Below are 3,205 nucleotides of genomic sequence, written 5' to 3' on the forward strand. Positions count from 1 at the left end.
TGGTAACGCAGGCGAGGAACGAGCCTACGGCACCCGCGAAAGGCGGCGCCAGCCGCCCGGATGCGCCGCCTTGGCCTGGGGCCGCACCCAACCCTAACCCCGGCAGCGCAGGGCGCTGCTTTGCGCCGGGCCGCCGCTGCGGGTGCGCTTCGCTTACACCGCACTACGGTTACGGTCACACCGTGAATCACCACCACGATGACAAATGCCGCCTGACGGCTGACGTCTGAGTTACGCCTCACCAGCATGGCAATGAATACTGGCGCTACGCACCGCATTACGTTTAAATATCGTTTAACTGACTTTGTTAATATTCTGCTTTTTTAAGCAAAACACTGCGACTTTGGTCTAAATTTCACTATTTTTTACCCATTCCGAAACGACATAGGGTATGCAAGAAAGCACATCCCTCGTTTAATGTCCCTCAAATAGCTGGCCAGCTAACAACGTCTTTAGTAATTACACATGGTACTTTTTCATGCCCTACGTTCACGACACGCTGTCCCGTTTAAAGCTTAGCAGCCCCGCTCAGGTTGAATTTTATCAAGCGGCAGAAGAAGTATTAGAGTGTTTGCGCCCTTTATTTGAGCGTCAGCCGCACTACCTGCAGCACAGCATTATTGAGCGTATGGTCGAACCAGAGCGCCAAATCATGTTCCGCGTTTGCTGGTTAGATGATGCTGGCTGCGTACAGGTCAACAAAGGCTATCGTATTCAGTTCAACTCAGCCCTTGGGCCCTACAAAGGCGGCTTACGCTTTCACCCAAGCGTTACGGCAGGCACCATCAAGTTTTTAGGGTTTGAACAAATTTTCAAAAACGCCTTAACCGGGCTGCCTATCGGCGGCGGCAAAGGTGGCTCTGACTTCGACCCCAAGGGTAAGTCAGACAACGAAATCATGCGTTTTTGCCAAGCCTTCATGTCAGAGCTTTACCGCCACATCGGCCCTACCCGCGATGTACCGGCTGGCGACATTGGCGTTGGCGCGCGTGAAATTGGCTATATGTATGGGCAGTACAAACGTCTGACAGGTCGCTATGAAGGCGTATTAACCGGCAAAGGCCTAAACTGGGGCGGCTCGCTTGGTCGTAAGGAAGCCACCGGATACGGCGCTGTTTACTTCGCGCAAAACATGCTGGCGGCCCGCGGCGAGACCCTGGAAGGCAAAACCTGCCTGGTATCTGGCGCAGGGAACGTATCCATTTACACCATCGAAAAACTGTATGAGCTGGGCGCCACCCCCATCACCTGTAGCGACTCACGCGGCACAGTCCATGATCCAAAGGGCATCGACCTTGGGCTTCTTAAGCAGCTTAAAGAAGTCAAACGGGTATCGCTTGAAGAGTACCTAAGCGAGCACCCTGACGCGCACTACATTAGCGCACGGGATTATCCGCAAGGTGGGCATGCGGTTTGGCACATCAAAGCAGGCGCCGCTTTCCCCTGTGCCACTCAGAACGAGCTAACCGAGCTTGATGCCCAAACGCTCCTCGCCAATCAGGTTACCTGCGTGAGCGAAGGCGCCAACATGCCTTCGACCACCGAGGCTGTTGACTGCTTCCTGGCCGCAAAAATTGCCTATGGCCCAGGTAAAGCCGCCAATGCTGGCGGCGTGGCGACAAGCCAGCTGGAGATGGCGCAGAACAGCAGCATGGAGCAGTGGCCCTTGGAAAAAGTTGACCAAAAACTCAAAGAGATAATGGCCAATATTTACCAACAGTGCGCCACCACGGCAGAAGAGTTTGGCGACCCCACCAACCTGGTACTGGGCGCTAATATTGCCGGATTCAGAAAAGTTGCGGATGCCATGATTGAGCAAGGAGTAATGTAATCGCCTTCCTTTGCTAGATCGCTTACACTGGCCATGGCGAACAGTCCTCCCTAAAAAGGGGGGACTGTTTTTATTGACAGCTACAAAATCGTTTATTTACTGTTAAGTAAAAGTATTCAATTGATTTCATTGCTTTCCAAGGAGAGTGACCATGGGACAACGTCCTCCCATTATGATTAACCGTCTTGATGCAGAACGCTTGCAGCGCTTGATTGATAACGCTACGGATAAAGAGCTTGCCGTGGCCACGCTGCTTGAGGAAGAGTTAACCCGCGGGGAAGTGATTGATCCCCAGGAAATTCCCGACGACGTGGTCAGCATGAACAGCCAAATCCGCTTCACTGACCTAACCCGCGGGCGCCAAATGGTGCGCACACTGGTTTACCCTCATGCACTCAGCACGGTTGAGGACGGCATTTCGGTAATGGCGCCCATTGGCGCGGGCCTTATCGGCCTTAAAGTAGGCGATATTATTGACTGGCCTTTACCCAATAACTCCGAAGTTCGCCTACGTATCGACGCCATCTTGTGGCAGCCCGAACGCGAACAGCAGCTCCATCGTTAATAACGCTCTTACCGCCTTTTGGCACCATCGCGGGCGCGTCAAAGCCCTACCGCGCACTACATTCAAACCTTGTAATGTGGCGTAAGCGTTAGCGCACCCGCGAGCAAAGTGCTCTCAAGATGACATACATCTCATAACCCATTAACCTTACCTCGTAATATTTATAAATATTTTAAAGGAAGGCAGTAATGGCAATCTATCGGCGAGCCTACGTGCCCGGAGGCAGCTATTTCTTTACGGTCGTGACCCATTCGCGCCAGCCGTTGCTCGCCGATCAACTCAATATTAATGCGCTTGGGAGAGCTTTTCGCCGAGTACGCGAAGAGCAACCTTTTGTTATGGAGGCTTTTGTACTTCTCCCCGATCACCTTCACTGCCTTTGGACCCTCCCGGAAGACGATTCTGATTACTCTTCTCGTTGGAGAGATATCAAAAAGTATGCATCGAAAGATTTTCTCCTTCCCCCCGGAAACCCAAACGCTTGGCAACGAGGCTTTTGGGAGCACGTTATTCGGGACGAAAACGACTGGCAGCGACATATTGATTACATTCACTATAACCCGGTGAAACACGGCTGGGCCAAAGCACCTCGCGATTGGAAGTGGTCAAGCTTCCATCAATACGTAAAGAAAGGATGGTACGAAAGCGACTGGGGTTCAGAACGCATTCCCGACGTTTCCAAAATGGACTGGGAATAACAGCCTGTAAGTAGTATCTATTGCAAAGGATGGCGCCAGCCGTTTGGACTCCCCCCTATGGCAGCGCGGTGCGCTGCTTTGCGGGTGCGCTTCGCTTACACCGCACTACGG

The 3,205-nt window shown here is 52.6% G+C and carries 4 protein-coding genes; all 4 read left to right on the plus strand.

The features are described from left to right. On the plus strand, nucleotides 1-230 hold a 230-nt coding region (locus tag ACT3RU_RS17885; protein ID WP_483392977.1), incomplete at its 5' end, for a hypothetical protein. Nucleotides 231-478: 248 nt separating this feature from the next. Continuing rightward, entirely contained in the window at nucleotides 479-1,831 is a 1,353-nt protein-coding gene (gene gdhA / locus ACT3RU_RS17890) for an NADP-specific glutamate dehydrogenase (RefSeq protein WP_483392978.1), read from the plus strand. Between the two features lie 151 nt (nucleotides 1,832-1,982). Next, nucleotides 1,983-2,396, plus strand: a complete 414-nt coding sequence (gene rnk / locus ACT3RU_RS17895; protein WP_192528696.1) for a nucleoside diphosphate kinase regulator — start codon at nucleotides 1,983-1,985, stop codon at nucleotides 2,394-2,396. Nucleotides 2,397-2,584: 188 nt separating this feature from the next. Next, complete coding sequence (locus ACT3RU_RS17900) at nucleotides 2,585-3,094, plus strand: REP-associated tyrosine transposase (protein WP_483392979.1); 510 nt, start codon at nucleotides 2,585-2,587, stop codon at nucleotides 3,092-3,094. Nucleotides 3,095-3,205 lie beyond the last annotated feature (111 nt).

Source organism: Halomonas sp. TP35, from assembly GCF_052375975.1.
Taxonomy (GTDB): domain Bacteria; phylum Pseudomonadota; class Gammaproteobacteria; order Pseudomonadales; family Halomonadaceae; genus Vreelandella; species Vreelandella citrativorans.